The sequence below is a fragment of the Algiphilus sp. genome (assembly GCF_023145115.1).
In the GTDB taxonomy this organism is placed as follows: domain Bacteria; phylum Pseudomonadota; class Gammaproteobacteria; order Nevskiales; family Nevskiaceae; genus Algiphilus.
The window spans coordinates 1-19,416 of sequence record NZ_JAGLEJ010000015.1; the positions used below are offsets into that span (position 1 = coordinate 1).

General features: G+C 69.7%; 23 protein-coding genes, 1 rRNA gene and 1 pseudogene. 9 read left to right on the plus strand and 16 right to left on the minus strand.

Annotation, left to right across the window (positions count from 1 at the left end; translation table 11 throughout):
• Window positions 1–150 (minus strand): 16S ribosomal RNA (locus tag KAH28_RS05385); the annotation flags it as partial.
• Between the two features lie 330 nt (window positions 151–480).
• The gene (gene tyrS, locus KAH28_RS05390; RefSeq protein WP_290574928.1) at window positions 481–1,701 is read right to left on the minus strand and encodes a tyrosine--tRNA ligase; all 1,221 of its coding nucleotides are present in this window, start codon (window positions 1,699–1,701) and stop codon (window positions 481–483) included.
• A 246-nt stretch (window positions 1,702–1,947) separates the two neighbouring features.
• On the opposite strand from tyrS, the gene KAH28_RS05395 reads away from it, so the two are divergent.
• Both KAH28_RS05395 and KAH28_RS05400 read left to right on the plus strand, forming a co-directional pair.
• Window positions 1,948–3,252, plus strand: coding sequence for a peptidoglycan DD-metalloendopeptidase family protein (locus KAH28_RS05395; protein WP_290574929.1), 1,305 nt, complete (start codon window positions 1,948–1,950; stop codon window positions 3,250–3,252).
• Between the two features lie 29 nt (window positions 3,253–3,281).
• Window positions 3,282–4,406: an anhydro-N-acetylmuramic acid kinase gene (locus KAH28_RS05400; protein WP_290574930.1), complete on the plus strand. Its 1,125-nt coding sequence runs from the start codon at window positions 3,282–3,284 to the stop codon at window positions 4,404–4,406.
• Here KAH28_RS05400 and erpA read toward each other — a convergent pair.
• The 4 genes from erpA to argC are packed head-to-tail and all read right to left on the minus strand — an operon-like array spanning window position 4,403 to window position 7,055.
• Window positions 4,403–4,747 (minus strand): iron-sulfur cluster insertion protein ErpA, encoded by a 345-nt coding sequence (gene erpA / locus KAH28_RS05405; RefSeq protein WP_290574931.1) that lies wholly within the window; start codon window positions 4,745–4,747, stop codon window positions 4,403–4,405. The genes KAH28_RS05400 and erpA overlap by 4 nt on opposite strands.
• Before the next feature lie 26 nt (window positions 4,748–4,773).
• Window positions 4,774–5,256, minus strand: a complete 483-nt coding sequence (locus KAH28_RS05410; RefSeq protein ID WP_290574932.1) for a polymer-forming cytoskeletal protein — start codon at window positions 5,254–5,256, stop codon at window positions 4,774–4,776.
• A gap of 5 nt (window positions 5,257–5,261) precedes the next feature.
• Window positions 5,262–6,017: a DUF6776 family protein gene (locus KAH28_RS05415; RefSeq protein WP_290574934.1), complete on the minus strand. Its 756-nt coding sequence runs from the start codon at window positions 6,015–6,017 to the stop codon at window positions 5,262–5,264.
• Window positions 6,018–6,023: 6 nt separating this feature from the next.
• On the minus strand, window positions 6,024–7,055 hold the full coding sequence (argC, locus tag KAH28_RS05420) for an N-acetyl-gamma-glutamyl-phosphate reductase (RefSeq protein ID WP_290574935.1): 1,032 nt from the start codon (window positions 7,053–7,055) through the stop codon (window positions 6,024–6,026).
• 74 nt (window positions 7,056–7,129) lie between these two features.
• On the opposite strand from argC, the gene KAH28_RS05425 reads away from it, so the two are divergent.
• Entirely contained in the window at window positions 7,130–7,546 is a 417-nt protein-coding gene (locus tag KAH28_RS05425) for a CopD family protein (protein ID WP_290574936.1), read from the plus strand.
• Between the two features lie 34 nt (window positions 7,547–7,580).
• Here KAH28_RS05425 and bfr read toward each other — a convergent pair whose 3' ends face one another.
• From bfr to KAH28_RS05445, 4 genes are all read right to left on the minus strand, one after another.
• A complete protein-coding gene (gene bfr / locus KAH28_RS05430) occupies window positions 7,581–8,045 on the minus strand; it encodes a bacterioferritin (protein ID WP_290574937.1) in 465 nt (154 codons plus the stop codon).
• 115 nt (window positions 8,046–8,160) lie between these two features.
• Complete coding sequence (locus tag KAH28_RS05435) at window positions 8,161–8,409, minus strand: (2Fe-2S)-binding protein (RefSeq protein ID WP_290574939.1); 249 nt, start codon at window positions 8,407–8,409, stop codon at window positions 8,161–8,163.
• A gap of 411 nt (window positions 8,410–8,820) precedes the next feature.
• Entirely contained in the window at window positions 8,821–9,426 is a 606-nt protein-coding gene (locus tag KAH28_RS05440) for a DUF2799 domain-containing protein (RefSeq protein ID WP_290574940.1), read from the minus strand.
• Window positions 9,423–9,953 (minus strand): RNA pyrophosphohydrolase, encoded by a 531-nt coding sequence (locus KAH28_RS05445; protein ID WP_290574941.1) that lies wholly within the window; start codon window positions 9,951–9,953, stop codon window positions 9,423–9,425. The genes KAH28_RS05440 and KAH28_RS05445 overlap by 4 nt, the downstream gene beginning before the upstream one ends.
• Before the next feature lie 67 nt (window positions 9,954–10,020).
• On the opposite strand from KAH28_RS05445, the gene KAH28_RS05450 reads away from it, so the two are divergent.
• Entirely contained in the window at window positions 10,021–10,674 is a 654-nt protein-coding gene (locus KAH28_RS05450; protein ID WP_290574943.1) for an HAD family phosphatase, read from the plus strand.
• 94 nt (window positions 10,675–10,768) lie between these two features.
• Here KAH28_RS05450 and KAH28_RS05455 read toward each other — a convergent pair whose 3' ends face one another.
• Window positions 10,769–11,566 (minus strand): inositol monophosphatase family protein, encoded by a 798-nt coding sequence (locus KAH28_RS05455; RefSeq protein WP_290574945.1) that lies wholly within the window; start codon window positions 11,564–11,566, stop codon window positions 10,769–10,771.
• A gap of 137 nt (window positions 11,567–11,703) precedes the next feature.
• Here KAH28_RS05455 and KAH28_RS05460 point away from each other — a divergent pair, with 137 nt between their 5' ends.
• The gene (locus KAH28_RS05460) at window positions 11,704–12,255 is read left to right on the plus strand and encodes a cob(I)yrinic acid a,c-diamide adenosyltransferase (RefSeq protein WP_290574947.1); all 552 of its coding nucleotides are present in this window, start codon (window positions 11,704–11,706) and stop codon (window positions 12,253–12,255) included.
• Between the two features lie 18 nt (window positions 12,256–12,273).
• Here KAH28_RS05460 and ampD read toward each other — a convergent pair whose 3' ends face one another.
• A complete protein-coding gene (gene ampD / locus KAH28_RS05465) occupies window positions 12,274–12,879 on the minus strand; it encodes a 1,6-anhydro-N-acetylmuramyl-L-alanine amidase AmpD (RefSeq protein WP_290574949.1) in 606 nt (201 codons plus the stop codon).
• Window positions 12,880–12,945: 66 nt separating this feature from the next.
• On the opposite strand from ampD, the gene KAH28_RS05470 reads away from it, so the two are divergent.
• From KAH28_RS05470 to KAH28_RS05480, 3 genes are read left to right on the plus strand one after another with little or no spacing between them, the layout of a single operon-like run.
• Complete coding sequence (locus KAH28_RS05470) at window positions 12,946–15,726, plus strand: pitrilysin family protein (RefSeq protein WP_290574951.1); 2,781 nt, start codon at window positions 12,946–12,948, stop codon at window positions 15,724–15,726.
• Window positions 15,726–16,046, plus strand: a complete 321-nt coding sequence (locus KAH28_RS05475) for a DUF2007 domain-containing protein (protein WP_290574952.1) — start codon at window positions 15,726–15,728, stop codon at window positions 16,044–16,046. The genes KAH28_RS05470 and KAH28_RS05475 overlap by 1 nt, the downstream gene beginning before the upstream one ends.
• Window positions 16,043–16,522 carry a tRNA (cytidine(34)-2'-O)-methyltransferase gene (locus KAH28_RS05480; protein WP_290574953.1) on the plus strand — a complete coding sequence of 160 codons (480 nt, stop codon included), beginning with the start codon at window positions 16,043–16,045 and terminating at the stop codon, window positions 16,520–16,522. The genes KAH28_RS05475 and KAH28_RS05480 overlap by 4 nt, the downstream gene beginning before the upstream one ends.
• A 39-nt stretch (window positions 16,523–16,561) precedes the next feature.
• Here the strand turns inward: KAH28_RS05480 and KAH28_RS05485 are convergent, their stop codons facing one another.
• The 4 genes from KAH28_RS05485 to KAH28_RS05500 are packed head-to-tail and all read right to left on the minus strand — an operon-like array spanning window position 16,562 to window position 18,747.
• Window positions 16,562–17,575, minus strand: a complete 1,014-nt coding sequence (locus KAH28_RS05485; RefSeq protein WP_290574954.1) for an NAD(P)H-dependent glycerol-3-phosphate dehydrogenase — start codon at window positions 17,573–17,575, stop codon at window positions 16,562–16,564.
• A 2-nt stretch (window positions 17,576–17,577) separates the two neighbouring features.
• Window positions 17,578–18,042 carry a protein-export chaperone SecB gene (gene secB, locus KAH28_RS05490; protein WP_290574956.1) on the minus strand — a complete coding sequence of 155 codons (465 nt, stop codon included), beginning with the start codon at window positions 18,040–18,042 and terminating at the stop codon, window positions 17,578–17,580.
• Between the two features lies 1 nt (window position 18,043).
• Window positions 18,044–18,319 (minus strand): glutaredoxin 3, encoded by a 276-nt coding sequence (gene grxC, locus KAH28_RS05495; RefSeq protein WP_290574958.1) that lies wholly within the window; start codon window positions 18,317–18,319, stop codon window positions 18,044–18,046.
• Window positions 18,316–18,747 carry a rhodanese-like domain-containing protein gene (locus tag KAH28_RS05500; protein ID WP_290574960.1) on the minus strand — a complete coding sequence of 144 codons (432 nt, stop codon included), beginning with the start codon at window positions 18,745–18,747 and terminating at the stop codon, window positions 18,316–18,318. Before KAH28_RS05500 ends, grxC begins: the two co-directional genes overlap by 4 nt.
• Before the next feature lie 94 nt (window positions 18,748–18,841).
• Between KAH28_RS05500 and KAH28_RS05505 the strand changes: the two are divergent.
• A pseudogene (locus KAH28_RS05505) lies at window positions 18,842–19,416 on the plus strand (hypothetical protein); the annotation flags it as partial.

The window sequence follows — 19,416 nt, forward strand, 5'->3', positions numbered from 1 at the left end:
AGGCTATCCCCGAGTTAGAGGCAGATTACTCATGTGTTACTCACCCTTTCGCCACTCATTCACCAAGCAAGCTTGGGATCAGCGTTCGACTTGCATGCCTAATCCAAGCCGCCAGCGTTCAATCTGAGCCAGGATCAAACTCTCCAATTTAAACCTAAAAGGTTACACAGGGACGTGTCCCTGCATGGGAGTTCTCGCACAGGCTCCAATTACTGCTTGGGCCGTGTTTGATACTCCAGTACTTCGTGGCTTCGCCACGTACCGGGAGCACCCACACAAATCACTTGCTTTTTTTCTTAAAGATCAGGCTGTTGCGGCTGGCCCGTTGGGCTGCGCCGCGTCAGCTGGGAGGGCGTATTCTAGGGATTGCCCGAACCCCGTCAAGCACCAATCGCGGGGTAATTGCTATGTTGTTGTTTTTGCTTGGAACGTTACAGCGCGATGACGCTTGCAGAGCGGCTTCCGGCCGGGGCGCTCGCGCTACGCAGCGGCGGTCAGATGCACCTGGGCGATGTTCCGCTTGCCCACCTGGACCAGCACAGAGGTGCCGGCGTGCAGTCGCAGCCCGGCATCGTTGACGCGCTCCCGGTCGAGCCGTACCGCATTCTGCCTGAGCAGTCGCTGGCCCTCGCTGTTCGATGACACCAGGCCGGCCTCGCGCAGCACCCACGGCAACGGCGCGCCGTCGGCCCCCACCGCGACCTGCACTTCGGGGATGTCGTCGGGCAGTTCCTTGTTGCGGAACCGCGCTGTGAACGCTTCGGCGGCACGGGCTCCGGCGCCGCTGCCGTGGAAGCGGTCGACGATCTCGCCGGCAAGGGCCACCTTGGCATCGCGCGGATTGCCGCCGTCGTCGACCGCCTGCCGGATCCGGGCGACCTCCTCCAGGGGGCGCAGCGAGAGAAGGTGGTAGTAGCGCCACATGAGATCGTCCGAGATCGACATCATCTTCCCGAACATGTCGTCGGGCGGCTCGGTGACTCCTATGTAGTTGCCCAGCGATTTGCTCATCTTCTGGACGCCATCGAGCCCTTCGAGGATCGGGAGCGTCATGCAGGTCTGCGGCCGCTTGCCCCAGGCACTCTGCAGGTGCCTCCCGACCAGCAGGTTGAACTTCTGATCGGTCCCTCCGAGCTCGACATCGGCATCGAGTGCGACGGAGTCGTAGCCCTGGAGCAGCGGGTAGAGAAATTCGTGGATCGCGATGGGACGGTGCGACTGGTAGCGCTTATGGAAGTCGTCCCGCTCCAGCATCCGGGCCACGGTGTGCTGCGCGGCGAGCTTGATCATGCCCTCCGCCCCGAGCTGGTCGAGCCAGGTCGAGTTGAAGACCACCTCGGTGCGGTCCGCGTCGAGGATCTTGAAGGCCTGCTCCTGGTAGGTGCGGGCGTTGGCAGCAACCTGGTCCCGCGTCAGCGGGGCGCGGGTCTCGTTCTTGCCGGTCGGGTCGCCGATGGTCGCGGTGAAGTCGCCTATGAGGAAGAGGACATGGTGGCCCGCATCCTGGAAGTGACGAAGCTTGTTGAGCAGCAGGGTGTGCCCCAGATGCAGATCGGCGGCGGTGGGGTCGAAACCGGCCTTGATGCGCAGCGGCCGGTCGCTCGCCAGCAACCGTTCGTCGATTTCGGCCTCCGGGATGACCTCTTCGGTGCCGCGCAGGAGCTCGGCGCGCCGGGCGGCGCTGTCGGAATCGGTAGTCATAGTGGAATGGTCAAGTGAAGCAGCAAGTTCGTCGGCGAACTACTTGCGCAGCAAGTGGTTTTGTGTTCTGTTTGTGACAGTTGCCCGCGGCGCGGGCACATCGACGCTTCAAGGGGTTCCCTGAAGGCGTGCGCCTTCACGAACAACGCCAGGGTCATGTTCCGCGATTATAGTGTGCCAATGCGTCGCCGCCGCCCGCGGCTGAGATTCCATATTCCCGTTGCGGTCGTTCTGGCCGGCGCCGTCGTGATCGCGCTCGTGACGCGCCCGGGCGACGCCTACCGCCACGAACGCATCGAGGTGCTGCCGCCGCAGGTGTCGGCGCCTGCCGACAAGCAGGCGACCGCGCCGGCGCAGCCCGAGGAGAGCGGCGAGTACGGCCTGGTGGCGTCCTCGGTGACGCCTTCCGATCCCCCCGAAGCCGCGGCACCCGCCATCGAGGAATGGGAACGCGTGGAGATCGCGCGCGGGCAGACGTTGTCGGGCGCATTCGACACGCTGGGGCTCGGGCCCAGCCAGTGGATGCCTCTGCTCGAGCTCGAGAACGACGACATCGACCGCCTCAAGCGGCCGCGCGCCGGCGACGTGCTCGAGGTCCAGCAGGACGGCGGGCAGCTCAACGCGCTGCGCCTGGAGATCGACGATTTCCGCACGCTGCAGATCGAGCGCGGACCGGACGGCTTCGAGGCGCTCACCATCACGGCCGACGTCGAGCGCCGCCCTGCCTTCGCGCGCGGAAAGATCGACTCGTCGCTCTTCCTCGCCGGCCAGGAAGCGGGCATGTCCGACTGGCTCATCATGTCGATGGTGCAGGTACTCGGCTACGACATCGACTTCGCCCTCGACCTGCGCAGTGGCGACCGCTTCGTCGTGCTGTATGAAGAGCTCTATCGCGACGGCGAAAAGCTGCGCGACGGCGACATCCTGGCTGTCGAGTTCCTGACCCAGGGACGCACCGTGCAGGCCTTCCGCCACGTCGACGACGACGGACGCACCGGCTACTACCGCCCCGACGGCGAGGCGGTCAAGACCGCGTTCCTCCGGAATCCGCTCGACGTATTCCGCATCAGTTCGCACTTCAATCCCAACCGCCGGCATCCGGTGCTCAACACCATCCGCGCCCATCGCGGCACCGACTATGCCGCGCCGCCCGGAACGCCGATCCGCACGACCGGTGACGGCAAGGTGGTCCACGCCGGCAACAAGGGCGGGTATGGCCGCGCCGTGGTCATCCAGCATGGCGCCACCTACCGCTCGCTCTACGCACACATGTCGCGCATCGGCAGCGGCATCCGCGTGGGCACACGGGTGAGCCAGGGCCAGGTCATCGGCTACGTCGGCAGCAGCGGGCTGGCCACGGGCCCCCATCTGCATTTCGAGTTCCTGGTCAACGGCGTGCATCGCAACCCGCTCACGGTTCCGCTTCCGCGCGCCGAGCCGGTACCCGATTCCGAGATGGCGCGCTTCAACGCGCAGGCCGAGCGCTACATGGCCCAGATCGACACCATCCGGCGCACGCAGACGGCCGAAGCCACGGTCGACGGCGACTGACGACGACGCACCCGCCGCAACCGATTCGCATGCCGAGCGACGCACGCCTGGCGATCGGCATGATGTCGGGCACCAGCGCCGACGGCATTGACGCGGTTGCGCTGAGCGTGCACGACGACGGCATGCAGGTGCTGGGCCACCATCACCACCGATACCCCGCCCCGCTCCAGGAAGAGCTGGTCGCGGTCGGCAGGGAGGATATGGCGCTCAGTGCGCAGGCCTATTGCGCGCTCGACGCCACGGTCGGCGAGCACCATGCGGCGGCCGCGGCCGATCTGCTCCGGAACTGCCCGTCGGCAGCCGAGGCGATCGTGATCGGGATGCACGGGCAGACGATCTGTCATCAGCCGCCGCGCAATACGCTCCAGATCGGCAACGCCGCCGTCGTGGCCGCACGTACCGGGCTACCCGTGGCTTGCGACCTCCGACGCGGCGACATGGCCCTCGGCGGCCAGGGCGCACCACTGGTACCGCCGTTCCATGCCGCCGCCTTCGGGGCCGGTCAACGCTGGCGCGTGACGGTGAACCTCGGCGGCATCGCCAATCTCAGCTGGCTGCCGCCGGCATCGGGCGGTGACATTTCCGGCTACGACACCGGTCCGGCCAACGCGCTCATGGATGCATGGAGCCAGCGCCGGCGCGGCGAGTCCTGCGACCGGGGCGGCGCGTGGGCGGCAGGCGGACGCGTCCTGCCCGATCTGCTCGCGGCCTGGCTGGAGCACCCCTACTTCGCGGTCGCGCCGCCGAAGAGCACCGGCCGGGGCGCATTCCATCTCGATTCGCTCTTCGCGCTCGCCGGCCCTGCCGACATCGATGATCCCGCGGACGTGCAGCGCACGCTGCTCGAACTCAGCGCGCGTACCATCGCCGATGCGGTGAAGGCACCGAACCGCGATCCGGAGCGCGTCTGGCTGTGCGGCGGCGGCGCCTACAACGACGCGCTTGTGCGGCGTCTCGCCGAGCTGCTCGCTCCCGTTCCGGTCGCGTCTTCCGCGCAGGCGGGCATTGCGCCCGAGCATATCGAGGCTGCAGCGATGGCGTGGCTGGCCCTTCGACGGCTAGATGGCCTTTCCGGCGCCCGTGCATCCGTCACCGGCGCCGAGGCCGATGCGGTGTGCGGGGCGCTCCATCTTCCGCCCCGCCGGCAGCGCTAGACCGAGAACGAGTTCCCGCAGCCGCAGGTCGTGGACGCGTTCGGATTGCGGATGACGAACTGCGCGCCCTCGACATCCTCGCGGTAATCGATCTCGGCGCCGGTCAGGTACTGCACGCTCATCGGATCGACGACCAGGGTGACGCCGCATCGCTCGATGACAGTGTCGTCGTCTTCCTGCGATTCATCGAAGGTGAATCCGTACTGGAACCCGGAGCAGCCACCACCGGTGACGAAGACGCGCAGCTTGAGCGCCTCGTTGGCCTCCTCGTCGAGGAGACCGCGCACCTTGAGTGCCGCTGGTTCGGTGAAATTGATGGGCGTCTCGACTGCCGTGGTCATGACTCTAGTCCTCTGCCTGATAGCGCTTAGACACTGCCGCGCAGGTCGAGGTTCACGGCGTCGGGCTGCTCGCCGTCGGCCTGCGAAGCGCTTCCGCCGCGCCCCTCCAGCGAGGTGACGTTGCCGCGCTCGCTCTCGACCTCGTGCACCATCTGGCCGTTGATGGTCGCGCCGCTCGCCATCTCCATGACCCGGTAGTGCACGTTGCCGTTGACGCGCGCGCAGCTGTGCAGCGTGAGCTGGCCGAGCGCGTGGACGTCGCCGTGGATGCTGCCGTTGAGCACCACGTGCGCGACGTGCACATCGCCCTCGATGACGCCAGTTTCGCTCACCGAGAGCAGCGCATCCTTGTCGGCGCCGGCGCTGACCTTCCCCTTGACGGTGCCGTCGATGTGCAGACCACCGGTGAAGGTGATGTCGCCGAGCAGCTCGGTCTGGCGCCCGACGAGCGTGTCGACGGTGCTGTGGTTGGAGCCGCTCTGGGCGGGCTTCTTGCCGTTCTTGAGCATGCGGGTCAGCTCTCCTTTCCGGCAACGACACGCTGCCATTCGTAACGGGTCTCGGTCGACTGGTCCTCGCCTTCACGCTGCACAACGATCGCGACCTGCTCCGGCTCGAAACCGTCGGGGAAGGTGACCGACCCCGAGAATTCCTGGAAATGCCGGAACGAAAATAGCATGTCCGTCTCTCCCTCGGCATTGCGGACGGCGACCGTGGCGGACTCGCCGTCGCGCTCGCCGGCGATGTCGATGGTGAAATGCCCCCGCACGCGATCCTTCTGCTGACGCCCCTGCACCAGCACCAGCTCGAACCGGGCGGGATCGCGGTCCGGGCGCACGATGAAATCGTGCACGCGCACGCCGCGCCCCTCGTTCTCCGGCGACACGATGCCGCGATAGAAGGCCAGCTGCTCCTGCGCATCGACCAGGCGGGACTGCATGTCGCGCAGCGACTGGCGCAGCTGCTGACAGGCCTCGCGGTCGATCTGCTGCGACTTCTCCAGATACGCCAGGCGCTCGCGCAGGCGCTCCGACTCCAGCTGCTCGGCCCGCAGGCGCTCCGCGAGCTCGCGGCGCAGCGCCAGCAGGCGTTCCCGATCCCCGGTCATGGCCTGATAGCGCGCCGAGAACTCGTCGGTGACGAAGACATAGACCGCATAGCTGCCCGCCAGCGCGATCACCACCAGCGTGGTCACCACCAGCCATCGGATCCATCGCGGGCGACGCTCGTGGTCGGTGACGATGCGCGGCCCGTTGGGCGGAACGGCCATCCGGCGTCAGGGCCAGAGAGGCGGCAGCGCGAGACCCAGCGTCTCGTCAAGGCCGAGCATCAGATTCATGTTCTGCACCGCCTGACCGGAGGCGCCCTTGACGAGGTTGTCGATCACCGAGCAGATCACCACGCGCTGGCCCGACTGCGGCACCACCGCGATCTGGCAGCGATTGGTGCCCCGCACGTTGCGCGTCTCCGGCAGCACGCCGGCCGGCAGAACGTCGACGAAGGGCTCGTCACGGTAATGCTCGGCGTAGAGCGCCTGCAGATCGCCGGCATCGATCAGCCGCGCGTGCAGCGTGGCGTGAATGCCGCGCTGGATGGGCAGCAGATGCGGCGTGAACACGCAGTCGATATCGCGCCCCGCCATGCGGCTGAGCTCCTGATTGACCTCGGGCGCATGCCGGTGCCCGGCAGCGCCGTAGGCGCGGAACGAATCGTGATTCTCGCTGAACAGGCTGCCGGTCCTGGCCTCGCGGCCGGCGCCGGTGACCCCCGACTTGACGTCCGCGATCAGGCTCGACGGATCGGCGACGCCCGCAGCCAGCAGGGGCGCCAGCCCGAGCTGGACGGCAGTCGGATAGCACCCCGGGTTGGCGACCAGGCGGGCTTCGGGGATCGCCGCGCGCATGGTTTCGGGCAGGCCGTAGACCGCCTGCGCCAGCCAGTCCGTCGCGCCGTGCGGCATGCCGTACCAGCGCTGGAAGACATCGGCGTCGCGCAGGCGGAAGTCGGCCGACAGATCCACGACCCGGATGCCCGCGTCGAGCAGCGCCGGCGCTGCCTGCATGGCCGTGCCGTGCGGCGTCGCGAAGAACACCACATCGCACTCGCGCAGCGAGGGTGTCTCGGGATCCTCGAAGGCGAGTTCCGTGACGCCGCGCAGGGCGGGAAAGAGCTCGACCACCGGGCGGCCCGCATTCTGACGACTGGTGATGCACACCAGCTCCGCAGCTGCGTGCAACGACAGCAGCCGTACCAGCTCGGCACCGGTGTATCCGGTACCGCCGACAATTCCCACGCGCACCTGGCGCATCAGACAACTCCGAACCGCTGAGGGTCAAACGCGCAATAATAGGACGAAGACACCCGCATTTCGAGCGCGCGCGCATGCTCTGGCTGAAGGCCCTGCACCTCATCTTCATGGTCACCTGGTTCGCGGGACTGTTCTATCTCCCGCGCATCTACGTCTATCTGACCGAGGCGACCGACGAAGCCGTGCGCGCCACGCTGCGCACGATGGCCCAGCGGCTCTACCGCATCACCCTCGTCGGCATGGTCCTCACCTGGGTGTTCGGCATCGCGCTGCTGGTCTGGAACCCCGGCTACCTCTCCATGGGCTGGCTGCACGTCAAGCTGCTGCTGGTGGTAGCGCTGTCCGGGTACCTGGGCTGGCTCAAGGTGCATCTGCGGCGCTTCACCGCCGGCACCAATACCGGCACCAGCCGCTTCTGGCGCATCGCCAACGAGGTACCGGCGGTGGTGCTGCTGCTGGTGGTGCCGCTCGCCGTCCTGCGCCCCTTCTAGCGGGGCGCGCGACGGCGGCGGCGACGGTCGCGGCTCAGAGCTGCGACTGCAGGTAGTTCTGCACGCCCAGCTGCTCGACGAGGCCGAGCTGCGCCTCGAGATAGTCGATGTGCTCCTCCTCGCTGTGCTGGATCTCGACCAGCAGGCGCCGCGTCACGTAGTCCTCGACCTGCTCGCAGAGCCCGATCGCCTCCTTGTACATCGGATGCGCCTCGTGCTCGCGCTTCAGATCGCAGCGCAGGATCTCGACCACGTCCTCGCCGATGTAGAGGGCGTCCAGATCCTGCAGGTTGGGAAGCCCCTCAAGGAAGAGGATGCGCTCGATGAGCTTGTCGGCGTGCTTCATCTCGTCGATCGACTCGTCGTACTCCTTCTTGGCGAGTCGCTCGTAGCCCCAGTTCTGGAGCATGCGATAGTGGAGGAAGTACTGGTTGACCGCGGTCAGCTCGTTCCGCAGCGCCCGGTTCAGGATATCGATGACCTTGCTGTCGCCGCGCATGGGCGCTCTCCGTTTGAGAATGCGCGGACTGTAACGCACGCACCGGCGCGCGTAAAGCTTAAGTTATTGTTTTTACTGTATTTTTTAATGTTTCTGCGTGCGATTCACAACCGCATCACGCGGTCTGGCCGAGCGCATCCGCTCCGCGCAGGCGCCAGCCGCGCCCGCCGAGCACCGTCGCCGGGGCCTCGCTGCGGTCCTCGTCCATCAGACGCCGCGCGTGACGGAGGCACCGCCCGCAGCCGGTACCCAGGCCGAGTGCGCGCACCGCGTCGCCCAGGCGCACGACCGCATTGTCGCTGCCGTTCTGGCGAAGCGCTCTGATCTGGGTATCGCGAACCCCTTTGCAGCTGCACACGATCATCCGACGGGTCTCCTGCATGTCGTCCGGTGACTATACACGAGTTGTTGTGAGAATTGTTCCTATTTGTGTTTGCAGTGGCCCGCAGGTGCGATCCGGCTCCCGACACCGCTGCGTCGGCCTCCCGGCTGCAGAGATGATCCTGCTCATCGGCGCTTCCGGCGCGGCTTTCGGGCCGCGCCCCGCTCGCGCGCAACCGATCGGCGGCGCCATTCCCGGCGCGCGCCGGAACCCCTCGCAATCGGTGTTGCGAATAGTTCCGATTTGTGTTTATATAGTGCCGCAAGCTCGGTTCGGCCCCAGACGCCCCACGTCTCTCCTCCGGTCGACACGCCGCACTTGCACAACGCCTCTGCTGGCGCGGTCTTCGGGCCGCGCCTTTTTTGTGCGCCGCGCACGGCGCCGACCGTCCTCTTACGGCGGCGGCAGCGGCTCCGCGCCAAAGCGCTCGCTGTAGCGGCGATCCAGCGCTGCCGCCTTCCGGCGCGCGGCGGCAGCGGCCTCGCGCTCGGCCTCCGGCGGGTCGCCGAAGCGCTCCCGGTCCCGCGGCTGCAGGGTGCCCACGCGCGCGTACTGCTCGATATGAGCCAGCCGGCGCTCCTGCCGACCCAGTCCCGCGCGCGCAGCGTGGACCTCCCGCCCCGCCGCGAAGGCCGCCTCCAGGGCGGGGTCGGCGTCCGCGCAGCTGCGCATGGCGTCATCACCGGCCCGACCCCGCTCGTAGTGCACGCGCACTGTGCAGTAGCGCGACAGCCCTTCGGCGTGACCCGCCACGAAGGCGGCGCGGGCGCGCCCGGGATCATCGGGCGCGCAGCTGGCGATGTGCATCTCGACGATGCCCGCCTGCTGCCCGAACGCGCCGGCACGCTCGCCGAAATCCCGCCAGTCGTGCACCAGGCAGCTCTCGGCGCCATCGGGTGCGGCCACCGACACTGCGGGCGGCGCCGCGCAGCCGGCAGCCGCCACCACCGCCAGCGGCAGCAGCGACCGCGCCGCCGTGCATGACCGGCGGCGATTCATCCCGCCAGACGCCGGTGGATCGGCCTGTGCAGCGCACCCGGCAGAGAGCGGTCGAGGCGCGTACCCAGCAACGGCGCGAACTCGCGAAGCGCCGCCAGATACACCGACCGCTTGAAGGCCACCACGTCGCAGGGCGCCCGCTCGACCTCGACCCAGCGGTAGGCGTCGAACTCGGGGCGCGGACCGCGATCGAAACGCGGCTGCGCGTCCTCGTCGCGCAGGCGCAGCAGGAACCACTTCTGCTTCTGCCCGATGCACTGCGGCGTGCCGCGCCGGAGGAATCGCTGCGGGAGGCGATAGTGCAGCCAGCCGCGGGTGGCGCTGATCAGTTCCATCTGCGCGGGTTCGTAGCCGAGCTCCTCGAAGAGCTCGCGCCACAGTGCGTCCTCCGGGCGCTCGCCGGGATCGATGCCGCCCTGCGGGAATTGCCAGGCATTGCGGCGGACGCGCTTGCCCATGAGCAACTCACGGCGCGCATTCGTCACCATGATGCCCACGTTCAGGCGATAGCCCTCCGCGTCGATCACGCTCGGCCTCCGCAATCTGGATACCCTGTCCACAGACTACCACCGCAATCCCGGATTCCGAACCATCATGGCGCTCGCTGTCTTCGACCTCGACCACACCCTCCTGCGCGGCGACAGCGACTACCTCTGGGGCGAGTATCTGGTCGAGCAGGGACTGGTCGACGGCCCCGCGTACAAAGCGCGCAATCAGGCGTTCTACGAGGCCTACATGGCCGGCACGCTGGACATCGCCGCGTTCTGCGCGTTCTCCTTCGAACCGCTGGTGCAGTGGGGCCACGCCCATCTGGCGCCGCTGCGCGCGCGCTTCGTGGACGAGCGCATCGCCCCGCTGGTGGCCCCGGGCGCGCAGGCGCTGCTCGACGGCCATCGCGGCCGCGGCGACCGGCTCGTCATCACCACTGCCACCAACCGTTTCGTCACCGAACCCATCGCCGCCCTTTTCGGTATCGAGGATCTCATCGCCACCGATCCCGAGGTGCGCGACGGCCGCTTCACCGGCCGCATCGCCGGCACCCCGAACTTCCGCGAAGGCAAACCCGAGCGTCTGCGCAAGTGGATCCGGGATCAGGGCATGGAAGGCGAGCCGATGACCTGCTACAGCGATTCGCGCAACGACATCCCGCTGCTGGAAATGGCCGACACCGCGGTGGCGGTGGACCCCGACGATGCCCTCGCCGCGGTTGCGCGCGAACGCGGCTGGGCGTTGCTGTCGCTGAGTTGAGCGCGATGCCCGCACGAGCCGGGCCGAAGGCGGACGACGGCGGCGCGCACCGATCCTCCGGGCGGCGCCGCCGGGTGGCCGTTCCCGGGCCCCGCTAGCGCAGCTCGCGCGCCAGCGCCCGGTAGAGCTCGGGCGTGGCGGCCGCCAGCACGCCGCGCACATCCAGCGTCAGCTCGCCACCGTCGAGCGCGGTGAACAGACCGCCCGCTTCGCGCACGATCACTGCCAGTGCGGCGATGTCGAGGATGTTGATGTCCGACTCGACCACCGCATCGATCTTGCCGCCGGCAAGCAGGTGATAGTGCAGGAAATCGCCGTAGCCGCGGATGCGCTGGAGCCTCGGGATGACGTTGGCCGCGAAGCGCGCGAAGCGTGGCTCGCCGGCCAGCGTGGCGATGTTGCCCATCGACAGCGCCGCTTCCGGGAACGACTCGGCGCGCCCGACGCGCACCGGCACCGCCGGCCGTGCACGTGCGTCGATACCGGCCACCCGCCAGGCGCCGCCTCCCCGGCTGGCGTAGAAGGTCTCGCCGTCCCCGAAGCACGGCGCGCACGACACGCCGACGATGAGCTCCCCGCGGTGCATCAGCGCGATCTGCGCCGAGAACATCGGATAGCCGCGCACGAAGGCCTTGGTGCCGTCGATGGGGTCGACCAGCCAGACATACTCTGCGTCGGGGCGATCGAGCCCGAATTCCTCGCCGTAGAAGCCGTGGTCGGGGAAGCGCGCGGCAAGCACCGCCTTGATGGTCTTTTCGGCCGCCTCGTCGACCTCCGTCACCGGACTGGCGTCGGCCTTGGTGCGAACGCGGAAGCTGCCCGCATAGCCATCGCGGATGACCTGCGCGGCGGCGGTTGCGGCGTCGAGCGCGGCGTCGAGAAACTGCTGCATGCGGTGCCCGTGTGCTGATGCGTGAGGTCGCGCATGCTACCGGATTCGGGCCGTGGCCCGGCGCCCGGGTGCGGCGCACCGCTACACTGCTGCGGCGATTCACCCGCGGCACCGCCGCGCTCAACCACCGGAAACCCATGGGCCACCGACTCAGCAAGATCACCACCCGCACCGGCGACAGCGGCGAGACCGGCCTCGCCGGCGGCGACCGGGTCGCCAAGACCTCGGCGCGCATCGGCGCCATCGGCGAGGTCGACGAGCTCAACAGCCTGATCGGCGTCGCGCTGGCGCACGAGCTGCCGGAACCGCTGCCCGGACTGCTCGCGCCGCTCCAGCACGAGCTCTTCGACCTCGGCGGCGAACTCGCCATGCCCGGCGAATCCCTCCTCGGCGGCGACGCGGTGGCGCGCATCGAGACCGCCAGCCAGCAGATCAATGACAGCCTGCCGCCGCTCAAGGAATTCATCCTGCCCGGCGGAACGCCCGCAGCGGCTCACCTGCATCTGGCGCGCGCGGTATCGCGCCGGTGCGAGCGCGCGCTCTGGCTGCTGGCGGCCGAGGAAACGGTCAGCACCGAGTCGCTCCAGTACCTTAACCGCCTTTCCGACCTGCTGTTCAACGCCGCCCGCGTTGCGGCCCGCACCGGTACCGACAACGAGATCACCTGGCGGCGGCCGGACCGGCGCTGATCCGGCACTGCACCGGCGCTAGCGCCGGTAGTGCAGCTCGGCGAGCAGCCGCTGCCAGTCGAAGTGCGGACCGGGGTCGGTCTTGCGGCCGGGCGCGATGTCGGAATGCCCCGCGATCCGCGACGGGGTGATGCCGGGATAGGCCGCCCGCAGCGCGCGCACGGTGCGCGCCAGGCTGGCGTACTGGGCGTCGGTGAAGGCGTCGTCGTCGCAGCCTTCGAGCTCGATGCCGATCGAGAAGTCGTTGACGCGCTCGCGGCCGCCGAAGCGCGATGCACCGGCATGCCAGGCGCGCTGGTCGAAGCCCACGTACTGACACACATCGCCGTCGCGGCCGATGCAGCAGTGCGCCGAGACGCGCAGGCCAGCGATCTCCGCGAAGTAGGGATGCCCGTCGGGCGGAAGATCGCCCTGGAACAGGCGATCGATCCAGCCGCCGCCATAGACGCCCGGCGGCAGCGATATGGCGTGCACGACCACCGTGTCGATGTCGCCCACGCCACCGGGTCGTGCGTCCTGGTGGGGGCTCTCGCACCAGCGCGCCCGGTCCAGGCGGTGGTGCAGCGGATCCACGCGCCACGGCGGCGGCACCAGATCCGCGGGCAGCTGTGCGCGCGCATTCATCGCTGCGCGGCTCGGCGCCCGGTGCGCGCTACACTCCGGGACGGTTCCCCGACGCAATAGGCTTTCATGTCGCGCATCGTCCTTTCGCTCCTCGCGGCGGTGGCCACCGCCGCCCTCGCCGGCTGCGCCGCGTTCGACGCACCGCAGCGCGCATCCGAACCGACCCGGCCCGAGCTGCCGATACCGGAGCTCGCGTGGTCGCAGCATACCCTCGACAACGGCCTGACGCTGATCGTCCACGAGGACCGCAAGGCCCCGGTGGCGGGCGTCTATGTCTGGTACCGCGTGGGCTCCAAGGACGAATACGCTGGGCGCACCGGCTTCGCGCATCTGTTCGAGCATCTGATGTTCACCGGCACCGAGCACTTCGACGGCGAGTTCTTCGAGCCGCTGATCCAGGTCGGCGCCACCGACATGAACGGCACCACCAGCACCGATCGCACCAACTACTACCAGACGGTCCCGGTGCGCGCGCTCGACCGCGCGCTGTGGCTCGAATCCGAGCGCATGGGCCACTTCATCGGCGCGGTCACCGAGGACAAGCTGGAGCGCGAGAAGGGCGTCGTGCAGAACGAGCGCCGGCAGCGTCTCGACCGACCCTACGGCGCGATCTGGGACCGCCTCGTCGAGGGCACCTACCCCGAGGGCCATCCCTACTCGTGGTCCACCATCGGCCGACCCGAGGACATCGCCGCGGCGGAGCTCGACGACGTCCGCGAGTGGTTCGAGACCCACTACGGCGCGGCCAATGCCATCGTCGTGATCGCCGGCGACGTCGACACCGAGACCGCGGTCGAACGGGTCGAGCACTACTTCGGCAATGTTCGGCCCGGCCCGGCGCGGCATCACCCCACCCGCCGCATCGCGCGCATGGACGGCGAGCGGCGCGAGGTCCTGGAGGACAAGGTCCCGCAGGCGAGGCTGCTGATGGCGTGGAACATCCCGCCCGAGTTCGATCCCGCCACCAACGCGCTGCACCTCGCCGGCGACCTGCTGTCCTCCGGCCGCGCCAGCCGCCTGCACCGCGAGCTGGTCGAGGAGCGCGAGCTCGCCACCAATGTCTCCGCCGGCGTCTGGGGCAAGAAGCTGGGTTCCCAGTTCATCGTCGACGCCACCGCCGCACGCGGCGTGCCGCTGGCAGAGCTCGAGGCCGCCATCGACGAGATCCTGGCCCGATTCCGGAGCAAAGGCCCCACGCCCGACGAGCTGCAGCGCGCCCGCGTGCGCCTGTATGCCTCCAGCGTCCGCGGGCTGCAGGACGTCGGCGGCAGCGGCAAGGCGAACCTGCTGGCGCGCTCGCTCGCCCTCGGCGGCACGCCCGATGCCTGGCGCGAGCAGCTCGTGCAGTACCGCGACGCCACCCCCGAGAGCGTCCGCAAGGCCGCCGCGGAATGGCTCGACGACGGCCGCTACGTGCTCGAGGTTCATCCCTTCGGCGACCACGCTGCCGCCGACACCGATGCCGACCGCAGCGCCATGCCGGCGCCGCAGGGCGAGCCGCCCGCCCTCAAGCTTCCCGCCACCGAGCGCCTGACCCTCTCCAACGGGCTGCCCGTGGTGCTGGCGCGCCGGACCGGCGTGCCGCAAGTCGAATTCCGCTTCATCGCCAACGCCGGCTACGCCACCGATCCGCCCGATCGCCCCGGCCTCGCCAGCATGGCGGAGACGCTGCGCACGCGCGGCACCCCCGAGCGCGACGCCATCGCCGTCAGCGAGGACGCCGATGCACTGGGCGCAGACCTCTCGGCGAGCGTGACGCGCGACCATGCCGTCATCGGGCTCGGCGCGGTGCGCCCCTTCATCGACGACAGCCTCGCGCTGTACGCGGACGTGCTGCGCAACCCCACCTTCCCGGGCGACGAGCTCGCGCGCATGAAGCAGCGCCGCCGGGCCGCCATCGCGCAGGAACAGGCGCAGCCCTCGGGCCTGGTGACGCGCCACCTCTCGACGCTGCTGTACGGCGACGACCACCCCTACGCCCAGCCGCCCAGCGGCACCGGGACGCCGGCCTCGCTGGACGCCATGACCCGCGACGAGCTCATCGCCTATCAGCGCGACTGGGTCCGTCCGGACAACGCCACGCTGCTGGTCACCGGCGACATCACCGCCGACGAGCTCGTGCCGCTGCTGGAGCGGCATCTCGGCGACTGGCAGCCGGGCAGCGACGCGCCGCCGGAGCGGCGCGCGCTGTCCGTGCCCGAGCGTGACGCCGGCCGCGTGTTCCTCATCGATCGCCCCGGCGCGGAGCAGTCCTACGTGGCGGCCGCGCGGATCGCACCGCCATCCGGCAGCACGGATGACGTCGGCTTCGATCTCGTCAACGAAGTGCTCGGCGGCAAGTTCACCGCGCGCCTGAACCAGGAGCTGCGCGTCAAGCGCGGCTGGTCGTACGGCGTCGGCTCGGCGCTGTCCGATGCGCTCGGCCCGCGGCCGTTCTACGTCTACGGCGCCGTCCAGACCGACAAGACCGCCGAATCGGCCGCCGTCATCCGCGAGCAACTGGCCGCGATCCGCGGCGCGGAACCGCCCTCGGCCGAAGAGCTCGACGCGGCCGCGCGCAGCCTCACCCTGAGCCTGCCGGGCGAGCACCAGACCCTCGGCCAGGTCACCGGCACGCTGAGCGAGCTGCTGCGCCTAGACCTGCCGGCCGACTACTTCGCCGATTACGTGCCGGCCGTGAACGGCGCCAGCGCCGAGCAGGTCGAGGCCGCCGCGAGCAGACTCATCGCACCCGACGCGATGACCTGGCTCTTCGTGGGCGACCGCAGCCGCATCGAGGCGCCGGTGCGGGCGCTCGATCTCGGCGAGATGCAGATCCTCGACCGGGAAGGCAATCCGGTCGATTGATGCACGTCGTCTACGAAGCCGCCGACCCGCTGGAAGCGACCATCGTGCGCGACTACCTCCGCGAGGCCGGGCTCGACGCCCAGTGCCTCGACGAGCTGGCCTGGGGCGGTCGCGGCGAACTGCCTGCCAATCTGTTCCCGCGCGTGGCCGTGCGCTGGAAGCAGGAGATCGACCGCGCCCGCGAGCTGCTGGCCGAGTACGAACGGCGTCCGCGCCAGCCGGACTGGCGCTGCCGCGAGTGCGGCGAGACCGTGGACGGCAGTCTGGGACTGTGCTGGAACTGCGGCGCGCAGGCGCCGGGTGCGGGAGCGGACGAATGAGCGAGCGAGCAACCGGTCTGCACGTGGTGCTGCTGGAGCCGGAGATCCCCGGCAACACCGGCAACGCCATCCGGCTCTGCGCCAACACCGGCGCGCAGCTCCACCTCGTCGAGCCGCTCGGCTTCAGCCTCGAGGACCGCCTGCTCAAGCGCGCCGGCCTCGACTATCACGAGTACGTCACCATGCGCGTGCACCCGGACCTCGACGCCGCGCGCGCGGCGCTGCCCGGCGCGCGCTGGATCGCGTTCTCGACCCGCGGCAGCGGCAACCACAGCGACTTCGTCTATCAGCCCGGCGACGCCCTGCTGTTCGGCTCCGAAACCGGCGGCCTTCCGGAGACCGTGCGCACCGCGGCCGATGCCTGCCTGCGCATCCCGATGCGCGAGGGTGTGCGCTCGATCAACCTCTCGAATGCCGTGGCGGTGACGGTGTACGAGGCCTGGCGGCAGCGGGGGTTCGACGCGGCTTGGCTGTAAGGGCCGGCGGCCGAGCGCTCCCGGCGCGGGCAACGCGCCCTACTCCAGCTCCGCCCGCGGCGGCCGGGTCGCCAGTGTCCGCAACGCCTCCAGCGGCGTGGTCTCGCCGCCGAGAATGGCGACCACCTGCTCGGTGATGGGCATGTCCACTCCCAGGCGCTGCGCCAGCCGCAGCACCTCGGGCGCCACCCGCACACCCTCCACCACCTGCCGGATCTCGCGCTGCGCCTCGGCCAGCGACTGACCGGCGGCCAGAGCCTTGCCCATGCGGCGGTTGCGCGACTGGTCATCGGTGCAGGTCAGCACCAGGTCGCCCATGCCGGCCAGCCCCATCAGGGTCTCGCGGCTGCCGCCGAGCGCCTCGGCCAGGCGCATGATCTCCGCCAGCCCGCGCGTGATCAGCGCGGTGCGCGTGTTGGCGCCGAGCCCGAGCCCGTCGGCCATGCCGGTGGCGATGGCGATGACGTTCTTGACCGCGCCGCCGACCTCGACGCCGACGATGTCGTCGTTCCAGTAGGCCCGGAAGGCACCGTAGTGGAAGGCGCCGACGACGGCCGCCGCGAAATCCTCGTCGGGCGACGCGATGGCGACGGCCGTGGGCAGCCCCTGCCCGACCTCGCGCGCGAAGGTCGGCCCGGACAGCACCGCCAGCTTGCGGCCCGGGCCGAGCACGGCGTCGGCGACTTCGTGCGGCAGGCGGCCGCTCTCGGGCTCCAGGCCCTTGCAGGCCAGCACCAGACCCTGATCCGCGCGCAGATGGGGACGGCAGTCGGCGAGCACCCGGCCCAGCGCGTGACTCGGGACACTGATCAGCACCGGCCCGTCGGTGGCGAGGGCCGCGGCCAGACCGGCATCCGTGCGCAGGGCCTGCGGCAGATGGCAGCCCGGCAGGTACTCGGTGTTCTCGCGCGCCGCGTCGATGCGCGCCAGCGCTTCGGCGTCGCGCCCCCAGAGCACGACCTCCCGCAGGTGCTGAGCCAGATGCGCAGCCAGCGCGGTGCCGAAGGACCCGGCGCCGATGACCGACATCGCCTGCACCGCGGGGGCCGTCATGGCTACTGCACGGTGGCCTGGGCGCCGCCCTGCTGCCGCTCGAGATGCTGCCGGTAGAGCGCGTCGAAGTTGACCGGCTGCAGCAGGAGCTGCTGGAAGCCGCCGCGCTGGGCGAGGTCGGAGACCGCCTCGCGGGCGTACGGGAAGAGCGCCTGCGGGCAGTGGGTGTTGAGCACCACCGGCAGCTCCTGCTCGCCGAAGCCGGCGAGCTGGAACAGGCCCGCCTGCTCGATCTCGATCAGCAGCGCGACCTCGTCCTCCAGCTTGCAGGTCACCGTCACGCGCAGCGCCACCTGATAGACCCCCGACTGTTCGAGCGCGCTGGTCGAGGTCGTGAGATTGACGTCGACGGCCGGTTTCCAGGCCCGCTGGAAGACCTCGGGCGCCTTCGGCACCTCCAGGGAGGCATCCTTGAGGAATATCTTCTGCAGCGCGAGCTGGCGCTGCGGTTGCTGCGGTTCGGCCATGTCAGTCCTGATTGTCGCGATACGGTGCGAGCAGCTCATCGAGCTCGCCGGCGCGGTCCAGCGCGGCCAGCTCGTCGAACCCGCCGACGTGCGTATCGCCGATGAAGATCTGCGGCACGGTGCGTGCCGCCGGAGCGCGGCGCTGCATTTCCTCGCGCAGCGCCGGGTCCTGATCGATGAGGAGATCCTCGTAGGCTGCGCCCTTGCTGGCCAGCAGGCGCTTGGCCATGACGCAGTACGGGCAGATGCGGGTGCTGTAGACGGCGATTCGGCTCATGACGACTTGTTGCTGATGGGCAGCCCAGCGTTCTGCCAGGCATTGATCCCGCCCCGCATGGCGTAGACCTCGGCGAATCCGCGCTTGCGCAGCTTGTCGACCACCGACGGCGCGCTGGCGCCGAGCGCGCAGTACACCACCAGCGGCTTGGACTGGAGCTTGTCGAGCTCCTTGTTGCGCTCGGCGATCTTGCTGGCCGGCGCGCTGATGGCGCCGATGACGTGGCCGCGCTTGTAGTCGGCGAGCGGCCGCACGTCGACGAAGCGCGCATCGCGGTCGTTCGACAGGCGCACGGCCTCGGTCGGCGACAGGCGACGCCCGCCACGCAGCGTGCCGTAGAGCTCGTTGGCCACGATCAGGGCGGACACCACGCCCAGCAGACCGAACAGCACCGGATGCCGGGCGACAAAGGCGAGTAACTCTTCCATGGAGGTTGCGGGTCGGACACGGGAAGCGGCGGTCGCGCCGCCACGCAATGGCATTATCGCACTTCGCGCCACCGCCCATACCCGAACTGGCCGCATGCGCATCCGCCCTCACGTCGCGCCCCGCGCGCTGCTGCTCGCCTGCTGCCTGATCGGCGGCGCCGGCGCGGCCGACTACGAGCAGAGCGCCGCCGAGCTCGAGGAGGTGCGCAGCCGCATCCAGGCGCTCAACGAGCGGCTCGCCGACACGCGCGACGAGCGCGACGCGCTGCGCGATGCGCTGGAGAACGCGGAGCGCGCGGCCTCCGAAGCGACCGCGGCGCTGGCCGACACCCGCCGGCAGCTCGATGCGCTGCACAACCGCGAACAGCAGGCCGAGGCGCGCGTGCGCGCCGCCGATGCCGCTCTGCAGCGCCACCGCGATGCCCTGGCCGACCAGCTGCGCGCGGCCTGGCGCCTGGGCCGCCAGCCCGAGCTCAAGCTGCTGCTGGAGCAGGACGACCCTTCCCGACTCGGCCTCATGCGCGCCTGGTTCGCCCGCATCGGCGCGGCCAGTGGCGAGGCGCTCGCCCGCGCCCGCGCCGCCCAGGCCGAGCACGAGGAGGCGCTCGCGGCGCTCGCCGAGACGCGACGCGCGCTCAAGGCGCGCCGCGACGAACAGGAATCGCTGCT

Coding starts and splice junctions, on each gene's coding strand:
- tyrS (WP_290574928.1), bottom strand. CDS start 1,701: ATGACTACCGATTCCGACAGCGCCGCCCGGCGCGCCGAGCTCCTGCGC.
- KAH28_RS05400 (WP_290574930.1), top strand. CDS start 3,282: ATGCCGAGCGACGCACGCCTGGCGATCGGCATGATGTCGGGCACCAGC.
- erpA (WP_290574931.1), bottom strand. CDS start 4,747: ATGACCACGGCAGTCGAGACGCCCATCAATTTCACCGAACCAGCGGCA.
- KAH28_RS05410 (WP_290574932.1), bottom strand. CDS start 5,256: ATGCTCAAGAACGGCAAGAAGCCCGCCCAGAGCGGCTCCAACCACAGC.
- KAH28_RS05415 (WP_290574934.1), bottom strand. CDS start 6,017: ATGGCCGTTCCGCCCAACGGGCCGCGCATCGTCACCGACCACGAGCGT.
- argC (WP_290574935.1), bottom strand. CDS start 7,055: ATGCGCCAGGTGCGCGTGGGAATTGTCGGCGGTACCGGATACACCGGT.
- KAH28_RS05425 (WP_290574936.1), top strand. CDS start 7,130: ATGCTCTGGCTGAAGGCCCTGCACCTCATCTTCATGGTCACCTGGTTC.
- bfr (WP_290574937.1), bottom strand. CDS start 8,045: ATGCGCGGCGACAGCAAGGTCATCGATATCCTGAACCGGGCGCTGCGG.
- KAH28_RS05435 (WP_290574939.1), bottom strand. CDS start 8,409: ATGATCGTGTGCAGCTGCAAAGGGGTTCGCGATACCCAGATCAGAGCG.
- KAH28_RS05440 (WP_290574940.1), bottom strand. CDS start 9,426: ATGAATCGCCGCCGGTCATGCACGGCGGCGCGGTCGCTGCTGCCGCTG.
- KAH28_RS05450 (WP_290574943.1), top strand. CDS start 10,021: ATGGCGCTCGCTGTCTTCGACCTCGACCACACCCTCCTGCGCGGCGAC.
- KAH28_RS05455 (WP_290574945.1), bottom strand. CDS start 11,566: ATGCAGCAGTTTCTCGACGCCGCGCTCGACGCCGCAACCGCCGCCGCG.
- KAH28_RS05460 (WP_290574947.1), top strand. CDS start 11,704: ATGGGCCACCGACTCAGCAAGATCACCACCCGCACCGGCGACAGCGGC.
- ampD (WP_290574949.1), bottom strand. CDS start 12,879: ATGAATGCGCGCGCACAGCTGCCCGCGGATCTGGTGCCGCCGCCGTGG.
- KAH28_RS05470 (WP_290574951.1), top strand. CDS start 12,946: ATGTCGCGCATCGTCCTTTCGCTCCTCGCGGCGGTGGCCACCGCCGCC.
- KAH28_RS05475 (WP_290574952.1), top strand. CDS start 15,726: ATGCACGTCGTCTACGAAGCCGCCGACCCGCTGGAAGCGACCATCGTG.
- KAH28_RS05480 (WP_290574953.1), top strand. CDS start 16,043: ATGAGCGAGCGAGCAACCGGTCTGCACGTGGTGCTGCTGGAGCCGGAG.
- KAH28_RS05485 (WP_290574954.1), bottom strand. CDS start 17,575: ATGACGGCCCCCGCGGTGCAGGCGATGTCGGTCATCGGCGCCGGGTCC.
- secB (WP_290574956.1), bottom strand. CDS start 18,042: ATGGCCGAACCGCAGCAACCGCAGCGCCAGCTCGCGCTGCAGAAGATA.
- grxC (WP_290574958.1), bottom strand. CDS start 18,319: ATGAGCCGAATCGCCGTCTACAGCACCCGCATCTGCCCGTACTGCGTC.
- KAH28_RS05500 (WP_290574960.1), bottom strand. CDS start 18,747: ATGGAAGAGTTACTCGCCTTTGTCGCCCGGCATCCGGTGCTGTTCGGT.